We start from the raw sequence: 19,888 nt of genomic DNA on the forward strand, positions 1-19,888 counted from the left end.
ACATAAAAATTCAGAATGCCGTAATAACATCCAAAAACTGTTTTTACGGTTTTTTTATGCAAAAATTTGAATTTTGAGCTTCCATAAGGGCTGATTATTGCTGATTTTTTTTCGATAAATAAAAACAATACGCTAAAATTTTCAGCATTTTTTAAAGTTTATGCTGAGGCTATACTTTTTTTTATATTTTTGTCTTAAACATTAAAAAATAGAGATTCAGAAAAAATGAAAAAAGCATTGGTAATTATCGCACTTTCGGCTTTAGCAGTTTCTTGCACACAAACGGCAGAAGTTAAGGAAGTAAAAACAGCTTACGTAGATACTTCAGTTTTAATGAAAGAGTACACTGAAGCAAAAGACCTGGAAGCAAAATACAAAGCTCAGGCAGAAGAAAAAGGAAGACAACTACAAGCTGAAATTACACGTTTTAAACAAGACGCTGCTAGTTTTCAAAGTCAAGCACAAGCAAACGGTCAAGCTTGGGCACAACAAAGAGGAGCTGAATTGCAAAAAAGAGAGCAACAATTAGGTTATGCTCAACAAGCATTGGCACAACAATTACAACAAGAAAGTGGTGTTGAAATGGATTCTCTTGTTAGTGGAGTTAAAAAATTCATCAAAGATTACGGAAAGAAAAACGGTTACTCTTACATCTACGGAACAGGTGATGCAGCTACAGTTTTATACGCAGAAGATAAATATGATATCACAAAAGAAATCATTAAAGCTTTGAACGAAAAATATAAAGCTGAACCAAAAACTGAGGCTAAACCTGAAGTGAAAGAAGAAGCTAAAAAATAGTAGAAAATACATAAAAGCTAAAAAACCTAAATCCGGAAAGATTTAGGTTTTTTGTTTTTATAAAACTTGGTAAATTTATTTTTTATTACAACCAAATGGAAAATGTTTCAGAAGCTGCTGCTTATGCATTGCAGTTTATCAATCAAACTCAAAAATCAATTTTTCTCACTGGAAAAGCCGGAACGGGAAAAACGACTTTATTGCGCGAAATTATCGCAACAACGCATAAAAATACTGTCGTAGTTGCACCAACCGGAATCGCCGCTTTGAATGCCGGAGGTGTTACAATTCATTCGATGTTTCAACTTCCTTTTTCAGCTTTCATTCCATCGTTTGAAGCAAGTCCGCAATTTACAGAAACCGTAAAGTTTGAGAATAAAGAAACACTTCGCCGTCATTTTAAAATGAATAATCTAAAGCGAAATGTAATTCGGAATATGGAACTTCTGATTATTGATGAAGTGAGTATGCTTCGCGCAGATCTTCTCGATGCAATCGATTTTATGATGCAGACGGTTCGAAGAAATACACAACCTTTTGGCGGTGTTCAGGTTTTGTTTATTGGAGATTTGCTGCAGCTTCCGCCGGTCGTGAAAGATGAAGAATGGAGAACGCTTCGAAATTTCTATAAAGGGAAATTCTTTTTTCATTCACATGTGGTGCAACAATATCCGCCACTGTATATCGAATTGTCCAAAATTTACCGTCAGACCGATGATGTATTTATTTCAGTTCTCAACAATCTGCGCAATAATAAAATTACGCCAGAAGATATTGAAGTTTTAAATCAGTATGTCCAGCCCGATTTCGATTTGAAAACCAATAAAGGTTTTATAACCTTGACGACGCACAATGCAAAAGCCGATTTAATCAATAATCAGAGTATTTCAGACCTTAGCGGAAAAGAATATATTTTTCAGCCATTTGTGGTGGGCGATTTCCCAGAGAAAATTTTTCCTGTTGAAGAAGAGCTCAAACTGAAAGTAGGAGCACAGGTCATGTTTGTAAAAAATGATTTGTCTTTTGAAAAAAGATATTTCAATGGAAAAATGGGAATTGTCAAGTCACTTTCGGATGAAGAAATTTTTGTTCATTTTCCAGAAGAAGATACCACAATTGAAGTTGAAAAGTATGAATGGAAAAATATTCGCTACAAGGTAAACGAACAGACGAAGGAAATCGAGGAAGAGGTTTTGGGAACTTTTGCGCATTATCCGATTAAACTTGCTTGGGCAATCACGGTGCACAAAAGTCAAGGATTAACTTTTGACAAAGCAGCGCTTGACGTATCGCAAGTTTTTTTGCCGGGGCAGGCCTATGTAGCACTTTCCCGTTTGCGTTCGTTAAACGGGCTTATTTTGCTTTCAAAAATACAGATGAACGGTATTTCGAATGATCAGGATGTTATGGACTATGCGATGAACAAGGCTTCTGAAGATGTTTTGAAGAATTCGCTTCATTTTGAAACGAAAAATTTTATACTTAACTATTTGAAAAACAGCTTTGAATGGGGAAATTTGACTCAAGAATGGCGCAATCATCGATTCAGTTATAACGAAAATACAACGGGTTCCGAAAAATCGAAACATGCAGTTTGGGCACATAAACGTTTGGAAATGATGGAACAGCTGATGGATCCTTCACAAAAATTCATCATACAGCTTCAGAAAATTTTCAGCAAAGAGACTGTGGATATGGTTTTTGTGAAAGAAAGAGTAGACGCTGCCTATGACTATTTTTTCAAACAAATGGACAGGCTGGTGTACGATTTAATGTATAAAATGACTGAAATTCAGAATTTTAAGAAAGTAAAAGAGTATTATGAAGAGCTTTCATTTCTCGAAGACTTCCAAACAAAAGCAGTTTTAGGATTGATGAAAGCCAAATTGCTGGTTGAAGTAGTGGTTGCACGTGAAACAATTTGCAAAGAGAAACTTTCGTCACCAGCAATAAAGAATTACAAGACGAGTAAAGCAGAAAAGGTTCGAGAAGACCTAAAATTGACGAATACAGACATTTTTAAGCTCGATGAGCCCGTTATCAGGTACAAACCGAAAAAAGCCGCGGAAAACGTCTCTAAATCGGTCAAAAAAACAACGGTTGAGGAAACTTATAAGCTCTGGCTTGAGAAAAATTCTATCGAAGATATTGCGAGAATGCGTAAATTAAATGTGCAGACTATAGAATTGCATTTAATAAAACTAATTCAGGCTAAAAAAATAGAAATCACAGATGTGCTTCCGTACGAGAAAATCCTGGCGCTTCGTGAGGCATTTGAATTTTATCAGGAAGAATCGCTAAGTCCTCTCAAAGAAAAATACGGAGACGAATTTAGCTGGGATGAACTTAAAATGTTTAAAGCCAGTCTGAATTGATTTTTTGTTGGAAAATAAAGTTAGAAAGTTAAGCGTTAGATAAAAACTTACTACCTCAGAATCTTAGAAACTAAAAAAGAATGAAAAAATTATTATTGATTATACTTGTTCTTGTAGGGCAATGCCTTTACAGTCAGGACTTAAAACCTGAATATAAAAAGTTTATTAAAACTTTTATCGAAAATGTTAAAAACGACCGAAAAGAGGAAGTTGCGAAAATGATTAGATATCCGTTGCGACGTGATACTCCAATTCCGCCCATCAAAAACAAGGTAGAATTTATTAAACGCTACAACGAAATTTTTGATGAAGAACTCAAAAAAGAGATTGTAAATTCTGATCCGGCAAAAAATTGGGAGCAAGTAGGCTGGCGCGGTATTATGTTAAATAGCGGCACAATTTGGTTTGAAGAAGATGGTAAACTAAAGACAATCAATCATATTTCTAAAAAAGAGAAAGTGTACAAAGAAAAATTAATTGCAGAAGAAAAATCAAAACTTCATTCTTCTATCAAAGAATTTAAAGAACCGCTATATGTTTTGGAAACCAGCAAATTCAGAATCAGAATTGATGATTTGGGAAATCAAAAATACCGTTATGCCTCTTGGTCAATCAAAAAGAGCATGAGCGAAGAACCAGATTTGATTTTGAAAAATGGAAAATGGATTCCAGATGGAAGTGGGGGTAACAGCTATTTCGAATTCAAAAGTGGAAATTTTGTTTATCAATGTTACATCATCGTTTTGGGCCAGTCAGATTCTCCACCGGCAACTTTAACGATTTACCAAAATAAAAAAACGATTTTAGAACAAAATGCTAAAATCGTAAAAGAGTAAAATTTAAAGAAAACACTTTCTCTGACTTGTTTAGAGAAAGTGTTTTTTTATTTATTCTGTTTTTTCCGCAAAAACCAGGATGTACCCATCCAGATCTTTTATGTAAAACTCCTGCATTCCGTACCAGGTTTTTTGGAGTTTCGTAACTGCAAGTTTTTCATTTTTAAGGTTTTGATACAAATTTTGTATGCCTTCAACTTCCATATAAAAAGATACAGTTGCTCCAATTGGCATTCCTTCAGAAAAAGGAATATCAGACCTAAAAGTATCCGAGCGCTGGAGCATAATTTCAACAGGACCTTGCTCTATCATGGCATATACATATTCTTTTTCGGGATAAATTGTGTTATCTACGCCGTCCTGACTTTCCGGAACTGCCATAATCAATTTAAAACCAAAATATTGCGTGTAGAACTCAACACTTTTTCTGATGTCTCTTACTTCAAAATTGGGTGATAGTTTGCTTATTTTCATTTGAATGAAATTAGAAATTAAGCCCCAAAATTATTGTTCTTCCTGCGTTGATAATTGTAAAAATCGGTCGTTTTTGTTTTTGTGAAGTTCCTTTGGTGTAGCTCCAGTATATTTTTTGATTTCTTTTATGAAATGCGCTTGGTCGAAGAAATCGTTTTGTGGTTTGAGATTTCCATTTGAAATCTCTTGATAAGAAGCATTGCAACGAACGATTTTTAGAAATTCTTTAAGCGGAATCCCAAATTTGGAATTAAAATAGCGATTGATTTGCCGACTGCTCCAAAAGATTTGATTAGAAATTTCCGCAACCGTTTTTACTTGATGCTGATATACAAATTCGAATAATTTTAGTTTTCGGTTGTCAATTTCAGAAAATCTGTTGATTTCTGAGTTTAGCTTTTCAGAAACAGCAGTTGCAAATTTTTCGAATTCATCAAAGGCAAAAGAGTCTAGATTCCAGAAGGATAATGGTAAATTTTGTGTGGTATCTAAAATGGATTTGATTTCTGATTTAAAAAAATATTCCAATGCTAGTAGTCTGAATCTGATGGCAAAAAAAGTAGTGTTTTTAGGTATTTGAATGTCTTTTGGCGTTGTCCAGATTCCGGTAAGTTTTACTTTGGTTAAAGTTTGGTTTTCAAATTCGGCAATAAGATCAAAATAGCCATCGGGAAGAATAGTGTGGTTTACTGTTGTTTCTGCAGTTTCATAATACCAGAAGGATTGTACAAAATCGCTTAAAATTCCGGTTGCCTTTATTTCTTTATAATTCATGGAAGCTTTTACTTTGATTTGGGATTAAGATTTGTACTTCATATCCTAATGCGGCTAAATAACTTAGTCCATCTTGTTTATCAATTTTAGAATGTCCTTGCCAGCCGTTTTTTTTCGCATGCAAAATAAGCTGACGAATATATTTTGGTTCGTTAAGATTTACAATGTCAACAGTATCAGTGAGTATGTTTTTTAAGGCAACTCCAGATTTTAAAATTTGCCCCATGTATGGATGATCAATAGTGAGAAAATCTAACACCAATGCGTTCTGTTTGTAATCTTTTAAAAATATCCTGATTGTAAGTGTATTGGTTTGATTTTCCGAATGGTATTTGTCTGTTAGAGTGTACAAATACTGAAAATCTTCAATTACTATTTTTCTGAATTTATTCTTCATGAAACCGTTGTTACTTTATCAGTTTGATATTTTTCCAGGTATCTATTGCCCATTCAAAATCAGATTCTTCATCAAAATAAAAAGCGCTCATTAGAATCATTTGATCAATCAGTGAAAAACCGAAAACGACATGATAGGTTTTTTCCTCTTCCGTTTCCTGAATAAGATATCCAATTCTGGAAACATCATTGTCAGAGAATTCGAAGGTTTGCAATGTTTTAGAAATTTCCTGATTTCGATTTTTGATATTCAGTTGGTATTCTTCATAAAGTGCTTCTTTGTTTTGTTCCGATTCCCAAATATCTAACCTCACAGATTTATCTCCAGTGGTGTAATACAAAGTTCCGTTTTCTTCTATCGTTCGTTCAAAGAGGTTATTAATTTCAATGCTCCATTTATCTGTTAATTGATGTGTTGTCAGGAAATCGTCTTCTAATTCGAAGTCGGTAACCCTATACCATTCCGATTTGTCATCGGTTCTTTCGTAAACAGATCCGACTCCTTTCAACAGAATTTCTTCAAGAGATGGATCTATTTTTAGAATTGTCGACGGATGGTATATTCCGATATTATCAGAATTATTGTTGTATTCTTCAGACTCAAATCCTGTAAAAATTCTCCAGCCGCTGTCTTCTGGACGAGTCCTTTTTTCGCGATACAAGAAGTTAGGTTTACTATTTTGGTCGACAACCATTTTAGAAACCATAAGACCACCGATTTCTGGGAAATCTTCAAAATTAGGATTGTTATTTGTTTTTTTCTTTTTGAAGAAGTTCATGTGATTTTGTTTGTATTGATTTATAAATGAATGTTTTCCACGTGAAACGGATTCAGGATTCAATAAAGAATTGTATTTGTTTTTTGCGATTTATTTCGATTTCCTTCAGAAGAAGATTTTGTCTTCGTTTGTCAAAATAGGAGATGTTGTGCGCGGTTTCAAAACAGCGATTCAGACAAATTTTTTATTTATTGAATTGTCATGGTTACAGTTGAGAAAGTTCAAAAGTAAGATTTTTGATAGAATGTTTTTGAATCAATAAAAAGCAAAAAAAAATCCTATCTTGCGAGTAGGATTTTCTGTGGTTTTATAGATTTTCAATAAGAATCCATGCTTCTGGATTTTCGCCTTTTTGAATTTCTTTCTGAGCTTCTTCGGCTTCTTTCATCGTAGCATAACTTCCGTATATGACTGGAAAAAGTCCGTGTTTGTCTTCTCCAAGCATTCTTGCTTTGTATCCGTCTTTGATTAGTTGGTTATAAGCTTTTTCGGCATTCTGCTCACTTCTAAAAGCACCAGCCATAATATGATATGGCATTTTTGGTTCTGCTGTTTCAACTTTTGCAGAATCAACAGAAAGCGTAACAGCTGGAAGTGGGCTCTGAATGAAAAACGTCGCTTCTTGAATTTTGTTCTGTACTTTTTTCTGAACCGTTTGCTCAACTACAAGAGTTTGAGAATCAATTTGATTTTGATAGATAGGATATCCAATACTTCCTGTAATTCCAAGTCCCAAAACAAATATAGCAGCATAACGTAGATACGGGTTTGATGTTTTTACATGATTTTCGTTATCATGTAGCAACGCCGCATCTTTTTCTTTTGAAGCAATTTTTTCGATTTTTTTCTCAAAAATTTCTTTTTTCACCATAGGCGAAACAAAAGGGCTTAGTCCAAAAGAAGTTGCAAGGTAATTGGTATGGTCGTTTGGTGTAAAAACAATGTTGCTTTCTGAATTTAAACGAAGTTCGCCGATATTTTTTAGCGAAAGCACACCATTTTCCTCCAAGATTTTTTTCCAGTTTAAAACTTCAAAAGCTATGGCGCTTACTGCAAAACCATACGAAGTATTTTCTGCTTGCGCAATATGGTTGGCTAGCAGTCCGTCGTTATTTTTCAAACGGCTATTGAAAGAAATTGTTTTTTTTGGAGGAAAAAACGAATTAGTGCTTTCATTAAGCTGTACCGTTTGAATTTCGGTTAAAAAAGCACCGAATCCGGGAATCGCTACACACTCGTAGCGATACAATAACTGAGAAATATATGTTTCGATTTTCATAGTAACAAAGTTATGGAACCGATATAGTTATCAAAATTTTATTCACAATTTTTATTAACAATCCAAAATTTATTTTATAAATCTTAAAATCAGACTTTTAAAATCAGTTTTTATTTTTTTTGCAAATTTTCCTATTTTTTGTGATACTTTTTTATTAAGAAATTACTTTATTTTAATAATATTTGCTGTAATTATTCCAAATTTATTATTTTCTATTTTACATAATGTTTAGCGACCAAGATTTATTTTATTTATTAGCACTGTTAAAAGTGGACGGAGTAGGTGATATTATGGCTAAAAAATTACTCACTTCCTGTGGTAGTGCCGAAGCCGTATTTAAAGGAAAAATAAGTCAAATTGCTGCAATAGATGGCGTTGGTTCTATCTTATTGAAAAATCTGAAGGATAAAACGGTTTTTCAGAAGGCAGAGAAAGAACTAGTTTATATAAATGCCGAGGGAATTAATGTTTCTTACTTTCAGGATGAGAATTATCCCGAGCGTTTAAAACATTGTATTGATGCACCAGTTTTAATTTTTACAACTGGAAATATTGATTTAAAGGACCGTAAGATTATCAGTATTGTGGGAACAAGACAAATCACCTCATATGGAACCGAATTTTGTAAAAAGCTAATTGATGATCTTATACCGCTGAATCCTGTTATCGTAAGTGGTTTTGCTTATGGTGTGGATATCGTGGCACATCAAGCGGCAATCGATGTAGGTCTGCAGACAATTGGCGTACTGGCGCATGGACTGAATCAGATTTATCCGAAAGTACATAAGAAATACATGGCGAAGATGGAAGAAAACGGCGGTTTTATCACTGAATTCTGGAGCGATTCAAATCCGGATAAAGACAAGTTTGTACGCAGAAATCGTATCGTTGCTGGTATGTCTGAAGCCACAATTGTAATTGAATCTGCCGATAAGGGTGGTTCGCTCATAACAGCCAAAATGGCAAATGATTATAATCGTGACGTCTTTGCAGTACCGGGCCGAGTTACCGACAAGTATAGTCAAGGCTGTAATAATCTAATAAAAACCCAGCAAGCCAGTGTTCTAACATCAGCTGCAGATTTGATTTATATGCTGAATTGGGATGTACAACTAAAAAGCAAAACGATTCAAAAACAACTTTTTGTTGATTTGAATCCTGAAGAACAAAAAATCTATGACTTTCTAATGAAAAACGGAAAAGAACTTCTAGACATAATTGCATTAGAATGCGATTTCCCAATTTTTAAAATGTCAGGTCTCCTTTTGAATATGGAATTGAAAGGAATAGTTCGTCCTTTGCCTGGAAAATTGTTTGAAATAATTTAACGAGTAATTTCTTAATTATATTCTAATTTTTTGACATCGTTTTTCTTGGATTTAAACAAAAAAAAAGAAATTCTGGATATCGAATATCAATTCTCAAACAAAGATTGATTTAAAGGCTTTAAATGTAGTTTAGCTATGTTTAGCGGTTTTTTTCCAATTAAATCCAATTAAAATTCAAATAAATGCTTTGAGCTTTAATCAAAAACCCGAAAAGCTTTTGGCCGATCGGGTTTTAAATATTTTCATTTGTTATCATAATTCCAAAAAGCTTCTTCGGCACCAGCTCCATCGAGAAGACAAAATGCGGCATACGAAATATCAGTTAACCAATCATCGATTTGTTCTGTCTGTTCTTTAGTAATAAGTTTATTGCTTTGCAGCATTCCTTCTGGATGTATGGCCCACATTCTTCCCAAATGAGTAATTGCCATAATCGAACTTATGATTCTTTTGTCAACAAAATCTTTTTCCATTTCTGGAGCAAGTCTTTTTAGAGCTTGCATAACAAGATGGTAATTTTCTTCGCGTAGTTCTCCACGAAAGGGACGCAACTGCCCTAGAAAACCATTTTCCCATCTTTTGCTTTGTACATTTTCATGAGCACCGCTTTGGTACATTAATTCCTCAACAGCTTCTTCTTTTGTCATTGTTTATCAATGTATTTCTAAAAGCTAGTTTTTGATTTAGTTTTGAAATCCTAATTTCTCACGAACTCTTTTTAAAACTTCGTCTGCAACCAAAGCTGCTTTTGCTGCACCTTTTTTCAAAAGTGCATCAACTTCATCGAGATTGTTTATGTAATAGCTGTATTTTTCTCTTTCTGTTTTGTATTTTTCTGTAATCAATTCAAATATAGCTTGTTTGGCGTGACCATAACCGTAATTTCCAGCTAGATAATTCGCTCTCATTTCTGCAATTTGAGCTTCATCTGCCATTAAAGAATAAATAGCAAATGCATTGCAAGTATCAGGATTTTTTGGAGCTTCAAGTGGCGTACTATCCGTTTCGATACTCATAATCTGTTTGCGCAACGCTTTATCATCCAAGAAAATATTGATGTAATTGTTGGCAGATTTACTCATTTTTCCTCCATTTGTTCCAGGAATCAATTTGCCTTCTTCCTGAGTTATAGCTTCTGGAAGTACAAATGTTTCTCCCATTTGATGGTTGAATCTTGAAGCGACATCACGCGTAATTTCTAAATGCTGCTCTTGATCTTTTCCAACTGGAACAAATTCAGCATCATACAATAAAATGTCAGCGGCCATTAACATCGGATAAGTAAAAAGTCCAGCATTAACATCGCTTAAACGATCGGATTTATCTTTAAAAGAATGTGCCAGAGTCAGACGCTGGTAAGGAAAAAAACAGCTTAAATACCAACTTAACTCAGTTGTTTGTACTACATCTGACTGTCTGTAAAATGTAATACGATCCGTATCCAGTCCGAAAGCAAGCCATGCAGCCGCTACACTAAAGGTGTTTTCTCTTAACGTTTTTCCATCTTTAATTTGAGTAATCGAATGTAAATCAGCGATAAACAAAAATGATTCGTTTGCTGGATTGTTCGATAATTCGATAGCTGGAATAATTGCTCCTAATAAATTTCCTAAGTGAGGCGTTCCTGTACTTTGAACACCAGTAAGTATTTTTGCCATTTTAGTTTTTTCTTATTCTATCTGCAAAGGTCGTGATGTTTTTTCTAATCGCAAAGCACGCAGAGATTTTACCGTAAAGAGAACAAAGATTTTTTGTTTACTAACTCCAAGTGTTTAAAAGTAATAGCCACAGATTAAATGGATTTTAAAATCTGTGAAAATCATTTTAATCTGTGGCTATAAACTTTGCGCTCTTTGCGGTTAAAGTATTTGCAAGAAAAATTGTTGTTTATTATTCATTTCCGTTTTACTACATTTGAAGCTATGAAAGTACTTAAAATTGTTTTTTGGATTTTTTGGCGCATTTGGTTTTACGTTTTAATGGCGGTTCCAATATTTGTTATGTTGCCATTTTTGCTCATTTCTATCATTTCGGAAAGGGGATATCCGTATTTCTTTAAAATGGCTCGCATTTGGGCTCGCATCATTCTTTTTGGCATGGGTTTTTATTATATCGTCAAGAGAGAACAGAAGCTTATTAAAGGCAAAAGTTATATGATTGTTGCTAATCATACTTCGATGACCGATATCATGTTGACTTTGGTACTGGTTAAAAATCCATTTGTTTTTGTGGGGAAAAAAGAGCTAGTAAAAATTCCATTGTTCGGATTTTTCTATAAAAGAACTTGTATTTTGGTTGACAGAAGTTCTTCAAGAAGCAAAAACGAGGTTTTTAAAAGAGCACAGAGTCGTCTTAATCAAGGTTTGAGCATATGCATTTTTCCTGAAGGTGGCGTGCCAGATGACGAAAGCGTACTGCTTGATGAGTTCAAAGACGGAGCATTCCGGCTTGCTATAGAACACCAGATTCCGATTGTGCCGATTGTTTATCCAGATAACAAACAACGTTTTTCGTATACATTTCTAAGCGGAAGTCCGGGTAAAATGAGAGCAAAAATTCTACCATTTGTCGAAACCGAAGGTCTCACAACAGATCATAGAAAAGAGCTTAGGGATAAAGTTAGAACAATGATTTTAAATGGTTTATTAGAATATCAGAAATAAATTCAATTAAAAAATAATAAATGAAAAGCCGGTAGATTTCTTAAAAATCTACCGGCTTTTTTTGAATTAAAAACCCCCAATTTTTATTCAAAAGTTATCTATGAATAATTTTTTCTGAAATAAAACGCAATACTTTTTTAAATTTTAGTTTGGTTTTTCTACGGTTTTTATTGTACAACAATTCTATTTTTTCTTTCATGGTAAAAATATTAATGGTTGAAAAATAAAGAGTTTGGTTACAACTCAAGCTAACGTCACATATGTATAGATGCAGAAAAATGAAAAAGGTTGCGTGAAAGATGAAATTTTTTTTCAAAAACGATAAAAACCCGTCAGCACCAAGTCAACCAACGGATTTTTATACAAATATTCAACCAATATAAATTCTAAAAAAATGTGGTAAAGGTATTATGGCAATACCAATTAAAACATGTTTTTATGAAGATGAGGTTTTGTAAAAAAGGTTGCGTCTTTTTATTTTTTTTTTTGAAAAAAAATAAAAACCCGAAAGATTTTCAAAATCTTTCGGGTTTAAGATGCCGTTTTTATGGCTTATAATTTTAAGCGTTTGCTGCTTCTTTGATTTGTTCTTTAATTTTAATTTCCAGTTCTTCAGCAAGTTCTGGATTGTCTTTAATTAAAGCTTTAACAGCGTCACGTCCTTGTCCTAATTTTGTATCACCATAGCTGAACCATGATCCAGCTTTTTTAACGATTTCAAATTCAACCGCTAAATCTAAGATTTCACCAGTTTTAGAAACACCTTCTCCGTACATGATATCAAATTCGGCAGTTTTGAAAGGCGGAGCTACTTTGTTCTTAACAATTTTAACTTTAGTTCTGTTTCCGATTACGTTTTCACCATCTTTGATTTGAGCAGAACGACGAATATCCAAACGGACAGAAGCGTAGAATTTCAAGGCATTACCTCCCGTTGTAGTTTCAGGATTTCCGAACATTACACCGATTTTTTCACGAAGCTGGTTGATGAAGAAAACCGTACAGTTTGTTTTGCTGATAGTTCCAGTAAGTTTTCTCAATGCCTGAGACATCAAACGTGCATGAAGCCCCATTTTTGAATCTCCCATTTCGCCTTCAATTTCGCTTTTTGGCGTTAAGGCTGCAACCGAGTCAATTACAACAATATCAATTGCTCCCGAACGAATTAAGTTTTCTGCAATTTCTAAAGCTTGTTCACCATTGTCTGGTTGTGAAATGATTAGATTTTCAATATCAACATTTAATTTTTCTGCATAATTTCTGTCAAAAGCATGCTCTGCATCGATAAATGCAGCAATTCCGCCCGCTTTTTGAGCTTCTGCAATTGCGTGTAATGTTAAAGTTGTTTTACCAGAAGATTCCGGTCCGTATATTTCTATGATTCTTCCTTTTGGATAACCGTTTACTCCAAGAGCTAAATCGACACCTAAAGATCCTGAAGAAATCGTTTCTACTTCTACAATGGCTCTGTCGCCCATTTTCATTACGGTTCCTTTTCCGTAAGTTTTATCAAGCTTATCAAGCGTAAGCTGTAACGCTTTTAATTTGGCTTCTTTGTCTGAACTCATTTTTTCTAAATATCTTAAATTGTTTATTTTCCTTTCCAGCCAAAATTAAAGAAATTTCTTCGTAAAATTTTATTAGGTGGGCTTAGAAGTTGTAAAATTACTTCTTTTTTTGAAGTTTGATTGTTCCAAATTGTCACAATTTTGACTACAGAAACAAAGCCTTCAATTCTGTTGCATCAGAAGGTTTTATTTTTCCGGCAAGCAATAAGCTAAGTTGTTTTCTTCTAAGTGCAGCATCAAAGCGCTGAATTTCAAGTTCTGTTTCAGGAATAATAGGCGGTACTTCTACAGGTCTACCGTTATCATCAACAGCAACAAATGTATAGATGGCTTCGTTTGCTTTGGTACGGTTTCCAGACTCGCGGTCTTCTACCCAAACGTCGATAAATACTTCCATAGAACTTTTGAAAGATCTGGATACTTTTGCCTCAACAGTTACCACGCTTCCGAGTGAAATAGCTCTGTTAAAAGCAACATGATTTACAGAAGCCGTTACTACAATACGACGAGAATGTCTGCGTGCGGCAATACTTGCTGCGCGATCCATTCGGGCCAGTAATTCACCGCCGAAAAGATTGTTTAAAGGATTTGTTTCGCTCGGTAAAACTAAATCGGTTAAAACTGTTAAGGATTCTGAAGGGTGTTTTGGATTCATTTTTTTTAATAATAATTTTTTAAATGCCACACATTAACGTCTGTTTGAGTCTGTGAAATCTGTGGCTTATTTTTTTACTTTTGGTTGTTTTAATTCAACCAATAAACTGCCATCACGGCTGGTATAAAATAAATTACAATGGTTCTCGCACCATCGTAATCTTTGGCTAAACGCTGTCCGAATAGCATCATCAAAAGACAGATGCATGAAAAAATCGCTCCGTAAAAACCAAATTCGCGTCCATTTTTTAATAGTAATTGGATTACGCCAACAGCACATAAAATACCAGAAATCAATTCTAAAATTAGAAGATGCAGTAAGGCGAGTGGCACTTGGTTTTTTAATCTTGTTTTAGAAAAATGTTCTTTGAGCCAAGTTACATTGTCATTCCAGTAAAAAATTTTTTCGTAACCCGATTGCAAAAAAGTAAGAGCTAAGAAAATCAGGATTAGGATTGAAGCAACATTATTCATTTTAAATCTATTTTTTATGAATTAAACGAGTCAGTTTGATAGACAAATCGGTCAGGATTATTTTAGCGTTTCCATTTCTTTCGATGTGATACATCGCATCTGAAAGTTCTTTGAAAATTTCATGGATATTATTTCCGTTTACGAATGGAGCAAAATTTTCGAGTTTGAACTTATCTACTTTTGGTTCTATGTAAACGAGACTTGGCGCCTGATAATTTAATAAAAGAGCTTGGCGGAACATTTCGATACAAAACTGAATAAATTTTTTCTGACTTTCGCGGCCAAGTCCAGCGATTTCTTCGCTCCAGGAAATCAAGTCCTGAATGGCGGCGGCATTTCCTTTTGCGCGAAAGGCGGCACGAACCCAATTGACAAACCACTGCTCGAATGGTAAATCGGAATCGTCTTCTTTGAGCAAATGCAATGCTTTGTTAAAATTTCCCTGCGCTTGGTGTGCAATTTTTTTTGCAAAATTAGGATCTGTATTTTCCTGTTTTACAAGCGCTTCGGCAATTATTTTTTCAGGAAGTCCATTAAAGTGAATTACTTGACAACGGGAACGAATAGTTTGGATAATATCTTCTTCATTTTCTGAAACGAGAATAAAAATAGTTTTTTCTGCAGGTTCTTCCAGAAGTTTCAAAAGTTTATTCGAAGCCGCAATGTTCATTTTGTCGGCCATCCAGATGATCATGATTTTGTAACCGCCCTCGTAAGATTTTAAGGCAAACGATTTTAGAACTTCTTGCGCATCTTCGACCCTTATTTCTCCTTGTTTGTTTTGAACTCCTAAAACTTTATACCAGTCAAAAAGGCCTCCATATGGCATTTGTAAAACAAACGTCCTCCAATCCTGAATAAAGTCGATACTTTTTGGTTTGGTTTTTACGTCTTCGGTTGTGACAGTCGGATAAATAAAATGCAGGTCGGGATGTGAGATGTTATCAAACTTTAGATTACAGGAATCATTTCCGTTTGAATTTTCGTCTCCAGAATTACTGCATAAGATATATTGCGAATAGGCGATAGCTGCGGCCAATGTACCACTGCCTTCGGGACCAACAAATAATTGTGCGTGCGGAATTCTTCCGGAAGCCGCACTTTTTATCAGATGGCTTTTGATATAATCTTGCCCTAAAATTTGAGAAAATTGCATGAAGCAAAGATAGAAGAAAATGATGTAGTCAAAAATTTTAGAAGCAAACTTTATGCGCTACTTTTTTTTGAAAATGCGATTGGCAGATTGCATTTTTTTCTTCGATTATAAACACATTTTTGTTAATAAACTGCTCAACCTGAGTAGATATCAGGATGTTTTTGTTAATATTTTTTCCGGAAAAGCGGCAAACATAGGGTTTTTCGGGTTATTTAATCGATGAAAAACGGCTTTTTTCATAGCGAATATCTTACGGTTTTGGCTTTAACAATTTTAACAAAAACCCCGTTAAAACGCACATTTTCTCGACATAAGAGCCCGTTTTAAGTTTTTTTTAAGATTTTTTTTTGAAAAAAAAAATCAATAAAGTTGTAGTTTGGGTTAATTTATATATTTTTGTTTTTATCAACAACCAATTATAAAATAAGAATCTATGAAAGGGAAAATTATTCTATTTAGCGCATTTTTTATACTAACAACTGCAGCTGTTTCGGCTCAGGCAAAAAATGCTCCAAGAAGTATTATCAGTACAACAGCTCTTATTCGTAAATACCATGATCAAAAAGAATTGAGCGGTATGCAAAAAGGAGAACTTTTGGAATTATACATTGAACGTATTAAAGTTCTAGTAAAAACTCTCCCTTACATTGCGTTGGTTACAAAACCAGGAGTTACCATGGCCGACCTTGGTATTCCAGACGATGGTGATCACAAGAAAATTTTAGACAATCAGGCAACAGGTACTTCTACTTTCTTAGATACTACAGTGGAGTTTCAAAGAAAAATGATGCCTTACTCTGATAAAGGAAATTTGATTGCGGCTATTTTATTTTACGAAAACACATTAAAATCTTTACACGAGTTTAATGAATTGAACGAAATGTAAAAAAATAAATTTTATAAAAAACTTTTTTATTCTTTCTTCGTAAATAGAGTAATTTTTAGAAGAAAGTATAAAAGAGAATTAAAAAACAACTCGCTCTTGTAGTATTCTGAATTTTTTTTGGAAAACCCAAGAGGAGTTTTTTCATTTACGCATACCCAAATTTATTATTAACCCTAATACCCCCTTATCATGAAAAAAATTACTCAATTAATCTGCGTTCTTTTGACAGTGGCGAGTATGAATGCTCAACAAGAGAAAGGAATTATGGGCTACAACAATTGGTTAAATAATTGGACCGAATTTAAGCCTAACAAAGTAGAGTATGGAGAAGCAAATCAAATTTTAGCAGGAAACATTTCTGTTAATACTAAATTGCTTAAGAGAAATGTTTACGTATTGCAAGGAAATGTTTATGTTACAAATAATGCGGTTTTAACAATCGAGCCTGGAACATTAATCATTGGAGATTTTGAAACAAAAGGAACTTTGGTAGTTACTAAAGGTGCTCAAATTATTGCAGACGGTTTAGAAACAGACCCAATCGTATTTACTTCTAACCGTAGCCAGAAAAAAGCTGGAGACTGGGGAGGAATCGTACTTCTTGGAGATGCTCCAATCAACAAATTCGGTAATGTAGGTTCTTACAACCTTGACCTTGATCCAACTCTTACTACTTATGGTGGTGACAATGTTGCTGGAAACTCTGGTATCTTAAGATATGTGAGAATCGAGTTTGCTGGTAAAAAAGTTAAAGGAGTTGATTCTTTCAACGGTTTAACTGCCGCTGGTGTTGGTAGCAAAACAATTCTTGACAATGTTATGGTAAGCTATTCTGGAGGAGATTCATTTGCCTTTTTTGGAGGTGATGTGAACGCTTCAAAATTAGTTTCATACAAATCAATCAACGACGATTTTAAATTTACTCAAGGTGTACAATGCCGTTTATTCAATACTTTAGCGGTAAGATCTTCTTATTTGTCTAGTAACAAAGACGGATCTCGTTGCTTTGAAGTAAAATCTTTTGAGAAAAAGAACGAAACTGACTTCACTAAAAAACAAACTCTTGTAGCTGCTACAAATATTACAATGCTTAACGACAGCGAAAACATTAAAGCTGATATCCAAGCAGGCTTAGTAAAAGAAGCTGTATATGTTGCAGAAAGTGCTTCACTAGAAATGAAACGAAGTGTAATCTCTGGTTTTAACCCAGCTGTTTTATTAGACAGTAAAATCGAGATCAATGATGCCAATCTTAAAAAAATCAAATTCGAGGAAATGTTCTTTAACTTATGTAATGGAAATATCTTTACTGAGTACAATTCTAACAATGAAGATTTAGAAAGCTGGTATGGAAACAGTGTTTTCTTTAATGTTTACTCTCAAAGTACAAACAAAGAAACATTTATTGATATCGCAAATCCTAAAAAACCAGATTACAGATTACAATTAGGAAAAATCACGGCTTCTAGCGGCAATAGATAAATAAATTTCGATTTTTATTTTCCACGCGTAAATTTTATTAATAAAGTCCCCAGACACAATTTATGTAAGTCTCTACAGGACCAAATAAAGATCAAAACATAATGGTATCTACAAAAAAGTATTTTATATATACAATATTTTTGGTTTCGCCTATTTCATTAAGTCTATATGCACAAAATACAGCAGAACAACCTACAAAGGCTGCTGTATCTTGCGGTGCATCGGCATTATGTTCAAACCAAATTCAAAAGACTGCAGGCAGTCTTATAGAAAATCCAAATCAGTTTATAGTAGGACCGTCCAACCCCAAGGATAGTCTTACTATAGCGGCTGAAGCAAAAACAGCTACAGATTGTCAAGAAGATTCATCTGTTGTTTCGACTTCGATTCTTGCAAAAGATATCATCGAAAACTACAAATATGATTTTTCTGAAACATTTATAGACATATTGTTTTTTGAGCGTATAGATTTGTCAAGAACACGCAATATATGATTCAAAAAACTACGCTGTCAGTTTATCGTTTAATTCTGTTTTTCAGTATCTTAATTTTTACTGAAACGAATTCTTATGCTCAGGCTACAATTGTGCCGCAACAGCTAGGTTATCCTAGAATCTGTGCGGGACTGATTATTGATGGAAAGCCATTTAATGAGTATAGTGCAACTTTCAGCTATGTCGATTTTCCAGCCGGAACAGCTTTTGAAATAGAGCTTTCAGATGAGGCGGGAAATTTTACAACACCAACCGCTACAACAAAACTTTCTTTTACAGAAAATGCTGCTTTACAACAACAGACTATAAAATTTGCGGTTCCGACAAATTTGAAGGGATCAGATCTTTATAGTCTGCGAGTAAAGAGCGTTACTGCTACTCCTGTTTACAGTGTTAAATATAGAAATTCACAGAACGTAACTTCTTTTCCAGTCTATTACAGAACCTTTGTAGAGTCGTTTTATATCAATAATAGAACAGAAAATGCGATGATATGTAATGGTGGGAGCATAAGTCTTTCTATCGATAATCCAACACCAACAGATCAGCCTTCATCACCTGCAAATTATCCAAACTTAAAATACAAATGGTTTAAAGATGATGTTGCTATTGCAGGACAAAGCGGTACAACGTTAGTGGCAAATGCTCCTGGAGTTTATTATGTTCAAATTGATTACGGAGGATGTAACGACGAAAACTTTAGTTCAAATCGTGTTAATGTAACAACATCTTCATCAGGATCATCAGTAACAATCAATTCAAGTTTAGGAAACCCATTCTGCGCAAGCGGAACAGGAACTGTCTTAACAGCAACTTCTGGAAATAGTTATGTTTGGAAGAAAGACGGTACGACAATTTCTGGCGCTACAAATAGAACCTATTCTACAAACGAATCTGGAGTTTATAGCGTTGAGGTAGATTTTGGAGGATGTAAAGCAACAGGTAGTATCAATCTACAAAGCAATAGTTTTGACGCAAGCATTGACGCTCCAGACAATTATACACTGAGCGAAGGCGAAACACTAAACGTTACTGTCACAACAAGTGCATCAGGAGCGACTTTTCAATGGTATCGTAACGATAATCTTATTGCTGGAGAAACAGGAAGCAGCTATGTGGTTTCTGTTTTAGGTAATTATAAAGTAAGAATTTCTCAATCTTCGGGCTGTGTTGCTACGAGAGAGTTTACGTTTAAAATTAACGGAAATTCTGGGCCAGCAAGCGCAATCCCAAATGTTATAAAATTAAGCGGTAGTATTCCGTATTGGAATATTCCTGATGAATACAAAAATGCTTCAACCAAGGTACTTGTTATTAGCTCAAACGGAGAAATAGTTCTCGATACAGTAAATTATCAAGGAGACTGGCCACAAAGCAATATAGATTTTAAAAATGTCAATCCAGTTTATTACTATGTCATTCAATCAGACAAAGGTGAAAAAAAAGGATCAATAACTGTTCTAAAATAA

20 protein-coding genes are annotated in these 19,888 nt (G+C 34.3%); 9 read left to right on the plus strand and 11 right to left on the minus strand.

Annotation, left to right across the window (positions count from 1 at the left end; all coding sequences use genetic code 11):
- Positions 1-225 precede the first annotated feature (225 nt).
- The 3 genes from ACFFLS_RS18905 to ACFFLS_RS18915 all read left to right on the plus strand — a co-directional run bounded on the left by ACFFLS_RS18905 (position 226) and on the right by ACFFLS_RS18915 (position 4,012).
- Entirely contained in the window at positions 226-801 is a 576-nt protein-coding gene (locus ACFFLS_RS18905) for an OmpH/Skp family outer membrane protein (RefSeq protein ID WP_379684159.1), read from the plus strand.
- Between the two features lie 95 nt (positions 802-896).
- Complete coding sequence (locus tag ACFFLS_RS18910) at positions 897-3,176, plus strand: helix-turn-helix domain-containing protein (protein WP_379684158.1); 2,280 nt, start codon at positions 897-899, stop codon at positions 3,174-3,176.
- A gap of 80 nt (positions 3,177-3,256) precedes the next feature.
- On the plus strand, positions 3,257-4,012 hold the full coding sequence (locus ACFFLS_RS18915) for a hypothetical protein (protein WP_379684157.1): 756 nt from the start codon (positions 3,257-3,259) through the stop codon (positions 4,010-4,012).
- Positions 4,013-4,063: 51 nt separating this feature from the next.
- On the opposite strand, the gene ACFFLS_RS18920 is transcribed toward ACFFLS_RS18915, so the two are convergent.
- From ACFFLS_RS18920 to ACFFLS_RS18940, 5 genes are all read right to left on the minus strand, one after another.
- Positions 4,064-4,486 carry a VOC family protein gene (locus ACFFLS_RS18920; protein WP_379684156.1) on the minus strand — a complete coding sequence of 141 codons (423 nt, stop codon included), beginning with the start codon at positions 4,484-4,486 and terminating at the stop codon, positions 4,064-4,066.
- Positions 4,487-4,516: 30 nt separating this feature from the next.
- Positions 4,517-5,260 carry a DUF6597 domain-containing transcriptional factor gene (locus ACFFLS_RS18925; RefSeq protein WP_379684155.1) on the minus strand — a complete coding sequence of 248 codons (744 nt, stop codon included), beginning with the start codon at positions 5,258-5,260 and terminating at the stop codon, positions 4,517-4,519.
- Positions 5,250-5,657, minus strand: coding sequence for a hypothetical protein (locus ACFFLS_RS18930; RefSeq protein ID WP_379684154.1), 408 nt, complete (start codon positions 5,655-5,657; stop codon positions 5,250-5,252). The genes ACFFLS_RS18925 and ACFFLS_RS18930 overlap by 11 nt, the downstream gene beginning before the upstream one ends.
- Positions 5,658-5,667: 10 nt before the next feature.
- Positions 5,668-6,435: a DUF2185 domain-containing protein gene (locus ACFFLS_RS18935; protein WP_379684153.1), complete on the minus strand. Its 768-nt coding sequence runs from the start codon at positions 6,433-6,435 to the stop codon at positions 5,668-5,670.
- Between the two features lie 307 nt (positions 6,436-6,742).
- The gene (locus ACFFLS_RS18940; protein WP_379684151.1) at positions 6,743-7,714 is read right to left on the minus strand and encodes an HU domain-containing protein; all 972 of its coding nucleotides are present in this window, start codon (positions 7,712-7,714) and stop codon (positions 6,743-6,745) included.
- Positions 7,715-7,938: 224 nt separating this feature from the next.
- Between ACFFLS_RS18940 and dprA the strand changes: the two genes are divergently transcribed.
- On the plus strand, positions 7,939-9,042 hold the full coding sequence (dprA, locus tag ACFFLS_RS18945; protein WP_379684150.1) for a DNA-processing protein DprA: 1,104 nt from the start codon (positions 7,939-7,941) through the stop codon (positions 9,040-9,042).
- A 242-nt stretch (positions 9,043-9,284) separates the two neighbouring features.
- Here dprA and ACFFLS_RS18950 read toward each other — a convergent pair whose 3' ends face one another.
- Together ACFFLS_RS18950 and trpS are read right to left on the minus strand one after the other, a co-directional pair.
- Positions 9,285-9,689 carry a hypothetical protein gene (locus ACFFLS_RS18950; RefSeq protein ID WP_379684149.1) on the minus strand — a complete coding sequence of 135 codons (405 nt, stop codon included), beginning with the start codon at positions 9,687-9,689 and terminating at the stop codon, positions 9,285-9,287.
- A gap of 36 nt (positions 9,690-9,725) precedes the next feature.
- The gene (gene trpS / locus ACFFLS_RS18955) at positions 9,726-10,700 is read right to left on the minus strand and encodes a tryptophan--tRNA ligase (RefSeq protein ID WP_379684148.1); all 975 of its coding nucleotides are present in this window, start codon (positions 10,698-10,700) and stop codon (positions 9,726-9,728) included.
- Positions 10,701-10,964: 264 nt separating this feature from the next.
- On the opposite strand from trpS, the gene ACFFLS_RS18960 reads away from it, so the two are divergent.
- Positions 10,965-11,705 (plus strand): lysophospholipid acyltransferase family protein, encoded by a 741-nt coding sequence (locus tag ACFFLS_RS18960; RefSeq protein WP_379684147.1) that lies wholly within the window; start codon positions 10,965-10,967, stop codon positions 11,703-11,705.
- 560 nt (positions 11,706-12,265) lie between these two features.
- Here the strand turns inward: ACFFLS_RS18960 and recA are convergent.
- The 4 genes from recA to ACFFLS_RS18980 all read right to left on the minus strand — a co-directional run bounded on the left by recA (position 12,266) and on the right by ACFFLS_RS18980 (position 15,557).
- Positions 12,266-13,273 carry a recombinase RecA gene (gene recA, locus ACFFLS_RS18965; RefSeq protein WP_379684146.1) on the minus strand — a complete coding sequence of 336 codons (1,008 nt, stop codon included), beginning with the start codon at positions 13,271-13,273 and terminating at the stop codon, positions 12,266-12,268.
- 145 nt (positions 13,274-13,418) lie between these two features.
- A complete protein-coding gene (locus tag ACFFLS_RS18970; protein ID WP_135224015.1) occupies positions 13,419-13,928 on the minus strand; it encodes an acyl-CoA thioesterase in 510 nt (169 codons plus the stop codon).
- 89 nt (positions 13,929-14,017) lie between these two features.
- Entirely contained in the window at positions 14,018-14,401 is a 384-nt protein-coding gene (locus ACFFLS_RS18975) for a DoxX family protein (protein WP_379684145.1), read from the minus strand.
- Between the two features lie 7 nt (positions 14,402-14,408).
- Entirely contained in the window at positions 14,409-15,557 is a 1,149-nt protein-coding gene (locus tag ACFFLS_RS18980; protein WP_379684144.1) for a DNA polymerase III subunit, read from the minus strand.
- A gap of 433 nt (positions 15,558-15,990) precedes the next feature.
- On the opposite strand from ACFFLS_RS18980, the gene ACFFLS_RS18985 reads away from it, so the two are divergent.
- From ACFFLS_RS18985 to sprC, 4 genes are all read left to right on the plus strand, one after another.
- Complete coding sequence (locus ACFFLS_RS18985) at positions 15,991-16,443, plus strand: hypothetical protein (RefSeq protein ID WP_379684143.1); 453 nt, start codon at positions 15,991-15,993, stop codon at positions 16,441-16,443.
- Positions 16,444-16,632: 189 nt separating this feature from the next.
- On the plus strand, positions 16,633-17,925 hold the full coding sequence (locus ACFFLS_RS18990) for a beta-helix domain-containing protein (RefSeq protein ID WP_379684142.1): 1,293 nt from the start codon (positions 16,633-16,635) through the stop codon (positions 17,923-17,925).
- A 101-nt stretch (positions 17,926-18,026) separates the two neighbouring features.
- Positions 18,027-18,419, plus strand: a complete 393-nt coding sequence (locus tag ACFFLS_RS18995; protein WP_379684141.1) for a hypothetical protein — start codon at positions 18,027-18,029, stop codon at positions 18,417-18,419.
- A complete protein-coding gene (sprC, locus tag ACFFLS_RS19000; RefSeq protein ID WP_379684140.1) occupies positions 18,416-19,888 on the plus strand; it encodes a gliding motility protein SprC in 1,473 nt (490 codons plus the stop codon). The genes ACFFLS_RS18995 and sprC overlap by 4 nt, the downstream gene beginning before the upstream one ends.

Origin of the sequence: Flavobacterium procerum (assembly GCF_042431625.1) — a bacterium.
GTDB lineage: Bacteria > Bacteroidota > Bacteroidia > Flavobacteriales > Flavobacteriaceae > Flavobacterium > Flavobacterium procerum.

Excerpts from the sequence above, each read along its gene's own strand:
- ACFFLS_RS18960 (WP_379684147.1), top strand. The coding sequence starts at position 10,965 with ATGAAAGTACTTAAAATTGTTTTTTGGATTTTTTGGCGCATTTGGTTT.
- ACFFLS_RS18990 (WP_379684142.1), top strand. The coding sequence starts at position 16,633 with ATGAAAAAAATTACTCAATTAATCTGCGTTCTTTTGACAGTGGCGAGT.
- ACFFLS_RS18930 (WP_379684154.1), bottom strand. The coding sequence starts at position 5,657 with ATGAAGAATAAATTCAGAAAAATAGTAATTGAAGATTTTCAGTATTTG.
- ACFFLS_RS18970 (WP_135224015.1), bottom strand. The coding sequence starts at position 13,928 with ATGAATCCAAAACACCCTTCAGAATCCTTAACAGTTTTAACCGATTTA.
- ACFFLS_RS18980 (WP_379684144.1), bottom strand. The coding sequence starts at position 15,557 with ATGCAATTTTCTCAAATTTTAGGGCAAGATTATATCAAAAGCCATCTG.
- sprC (WP_379684140.1), top strand. The coding sequence starts at position 18,416 with ATGATTCAAAAAACTACGCTGTCAGTTTATCGTTTAATTCTGTTTTTC.
- ACFFLS_RS18935 (WP_379684153.1), bottom strand. The coding sequence starts at position 6,435 with ATGAACTTCTTCAAAAAGAAAAAAACAAATAACAATCCTAATTTTGAA.
- dprA (WP_379684150.1), top strand. The coding sequence starts at position 7,939 with ATGTTTAGCGACCAAGATTTATTTTATTTATTAGCACTGTTAAAAGTG.
- trpS (WP_379684148.1), bottom strand. The coding sequence starts at position 10,700 with ATGGCAAAAATACTTACTGGTGTTCAAAGTACAGGAACGCCTCACTTA.
- recA (WP_379684146.1), bottom strand. The coding sequence starts at position 13,273 with ATGAGTTCAGACAAAGAAGCCAAATTAAAAGCGTTACAGCTTACGCTT.
- ACFFLS_RS18920 (WP_379684156.1), bottom strand. The coding sequence starts at position 4,486 with ATGAAAATAAGCAAACTATCACCCAATTTTGAAGTAAGAGACATCAGA.
- ACFFLS_RS18910 (WP_379684158.1), top strand. The coding sequence starts at position 897 with ATGGAAAATGTTTCAGAAGCTGCTGCTTATGCATTGCAGTTTATCAAT.
- ACFFLS_RS18915 (WP_379684157.1), top strand. The coding sequence starts at position 3,257 with ATGAAAAAATTATTATTGATTATACTTGTTCTTGTAGGGCAATGCCTT.
- ACFFLS_RS18925 (WP_379684155.1), bottom strand. The coding sequence starts at position 5,260 with ATGAATTATAAAGAAATAAAGGCAACCGGAATTTTAAGCGATTTTGTA.
- ACFFLS_RS18905 (WP_379684159.1), top strand. The coding sequence starts at position 226 with ATGAAAAAAGCATTGGTAATTATCGCACTTTCGGCTTTAGCAGTTTCT.
- ACFFLS_RS18975 (WP_379684145.1), bottom strand. The coding sequence starts at position 14,401 with ATGAATAATGTTGCTTCAATCCTAATCCTGATTTTCTTAGCTCTTACT.
- ACFFLS_RS18985 (WP_379684143.1), top strand. The coding sequence starts at position 15,991 with ATGAAAGGGAAAATTATTCTATTTAGCGCATTTTTTATACTAACAACT.
- ACFFLS_RS18995 (WP_379684141.1), top strand. The coding sequence starts at position 18,027 with ATGGTATCTACAAAAAAGTATTTTATATATACAATATTTTTGGTTTCG.
- ACFFLS_RS18950 (WP_379684149.1), bottom strand. The coding sequence starts at position 9,689 with ATGACAAAAGAAGAAGCTGTTGAGGAATTAATGTACCAAAGCGGTGCT.
- ACFFLS_RS18940 (WP_379684151.1), bottom strand. The coding sequence starts at position 7,714 with ATGAAAATCGAAACATATATTTCTCAGTTATTGTATCGCTACGAGTGT.